Annotated in this window: 2 protein-coding genes; both read right to left on the reverse strand. The window is 73.4% G+C overall.

Features of this window, described 5'->3' with window-relative positions:
* Positions 1-276, reverse strand: a 276-nt coding sequence (locus D180_RS20745) for a DUF3999 family protein (RefSeq protein ID WP_043091476.1), incomplete at its 3' end; no start/stop codon positions are given.
* Positions 273-1,588: DUF2339 domain-containing protein (locus D180_RS20750; protein ID WP_017914273.1), on the reverse strand; the 1,316-nt coding region annotated here is incomplete at its 5' end. The genes D180_RS20745 and D180_RS20750, both read right to left, overlap by 4 nt.

A 1,588-nucleotide genomic window follows, 5' to 3' on the forward strand; every position in this document is an offset into this window, starting at 1 on the left:
CAACGGCTGCCGGCGCGCCGCCGTCTCGGCCTGCTCGGCGGCGAACAGGGCCGCCGGCAGCGGGTCGCCGGCCGCGTTGAACACCTCCACGTCGCCTAGCGAGGCGCGCTGCGCGCTGCGGTAGACCGCATCGTCGAGCTGCACGCGATAGGCGCCGGCATCGGCGTCCTGCAGGGTCAGCGGCCACTGCTGGGCGTAGTCGTCGCGCTGGCTGGCGGCGAACGCGCACAGCGGCAACCCGGCCAGCAACAATGGAAACAGCGCACGTCGGATCATGGGATGGCCTCCTCGGCCGGTTCGGCAGCGCGCGGCGGCGCCGGCGCCAGATAGCCGACCACCGTACACAACACCCCGTACGCGATGAACGAGGCGATGCCGGCGACGTTGCCGAGGTTGCCGCGGTCCACCAGCAACAGCTTGCCCAGCACCACCGCCATCAATACCGCGCCGGCCAGCCACAGGCCGCGCTGGCCGCGCCGCGAGCCCAGCACCCAGCCGAGCACGCCCAGCACGCTCCAGACCACGGTCAGGCTGGTCTGCGCCACGCCATTGCCGAGCACGCCGGGCCACGGCACCGCCGCCCAGTAATGCACCGCATGCAGGGTGACGCTGGTGATCCACAGGAAGCCGGCACCGGCTAACAGCTGGGTGCGCCAGGGCCGCAGCAGCGCCGGCAGCTCCGCGGTGCGGGTCCAGCGCACGCCCAGGACCAGCAGCGCCAGTTGGGTCAGTTCCAGCGGATTGAGCACCGGCACCCAGGGCAGCGGCGCGCTGCTGCCGGGCAGGCTCAGGCTGTACAGCCAGGCCACCGCCAGCAGGCCGAAGTAGGTGCTCTGCAGCGCGCTGCGGCACGGCGCGAATGCCGCACCCAGCGGAGCCGCCAGCCAATTCCAGCGCCACAGCGACAGCGCCGTCGCCAGCAACCAGGGCGCCAGCAACAGCATCCAGCGCCAGCCGGCGGCGAGCTCGCTGTGCAGCGCGATCCAGGTGCACAGCAGCCCGACCACGCTGGGCCACACCAGCCACCACACGAACTGCGCCGCACGCGCGACGCCGCCACCGCTGTCGCGCAGGCACAGCAGGCTGCGCACGCCGAGCACCGCGAACAGCGCCCAGGCCCAGGCGCCATGCCCGGCGAACGGCTGCCCGTGCACATCGGCCTGCCAGACCGCCAGCGGCAAGGCCAGGGCCAGGCCACCCAGCGTGGTCGCGGCCAGCGCCAGTGCCGGCCAGCGCCGCTGCGCCTCGGCGGCGAGCCAGCCGCTGACCGCGACCCAGGCGAGCAGCACGTCGGCACGCGCGTCGGCGTCGACGAATCGCACGATCTCGGTGACGCCGATCCCGCACCACCAGAACAGCCCCCACACGTAGTAGCCCAGCGCCGGCACGGCGGCCCGCCCACGGCGGTAGCACCAGGCGCTGGCGAAGCCGGCCAGCGCCAGCAACAGCCCGCTCATGAAGGTGGCGTTGGCCACCGCCTGGGTGTCCTGGGCGATGTCCTCCACGCCCACCAGGAAGCCGAACGATGCCGCCAGTTGCAGGCCGGCGCCGCTGAACTGCGGCAGCCAGCGCCGCTGGCGCAGGCCCA

Source organism: Xanthomonas sp. SHU 166, assembly GCF_000364685.1.
In the GTDB taxonomy this organism is placed as follows: domain Bacteria; phylum Pseudomonadota; class Gammaproteobacteria; order Xanthomonadales; family Xanthomonadaceae; genus Xanthomonas_A; species Xanthomonas_A sontii.